The 583-nt window shown below is 61.4% G+C and carries 2 pseudogenes; both read right to left on the reverse strand.

Annotated elements, in window-relative coordinates:
• A pseudogene (locus AC1DWT_RS51775) lies at positions 1–279 on the reverse strand (ABC transporter permease); the annotation flags it as partial.
• Positions 276–583, reverse strand: a pseudogene (locus tag AC1DWT_RS51780) (ABC transporter ATP-binding protein); the annotation flags it as partial. The pseudogenes AC1DWT_RS51775 and AC1DWT_RS51780, both read right to left, overlap by 4 nt.

Consider the following 583-nt stretch of genomic DNA (forward strand, 5'->3'; position numbering starts at 1 on the left):
GATCGCCATTCCGATGGCAAACTCGGTACCGCTCACCCGCAGATCGGACCAGAGCGGACCTTCGGTCAAGGACGTGAACCCATCCCAGATCTCGCTCGGTGAGCTGAAGAACAGCGGGTTCCACAGGCCCATCTTGCCCAGTATTTCCCAGACCACGAGGATGATGATGACGGTGCCGATCGGCAACCAGTAGCGTTCGTAGCGCCGCCAGATGCTGGGCTGCCGGGTCGGTGTCGGATCCTTCTGCGACCGTTCGGATCGGATTGCTGTCGTGTTCATCGGGTCGGTCCTTCTTCTTCACGTGCGCGGGTCTCGTTGACCTCTTGCCGAAGGTGCATCCAGAGTTGCTTGCGGTAAGCCTCGTAGCGGGCCGGGTAATCGGCGCTGTTTTCGTCGGGGAGGTCGACGGTGACGGCTTCGCGAATCCGGCCGGGGCCGGCGGTCATCAGCAGAATTCGGTTGGACAGTTGCAGCGCTTCGTCGAGGTTGTGGGTGACGAAGACGACGGTTCGCTGTTCCTCCTGGACGAGGGCGCGAACATCTTCCCTCAAGATCTCGGCGTTCTGCGCATCGAGTGCACCGA

The organism is Rhodococcus sp. P4_B6 (genome assembly GCF_056402215.1).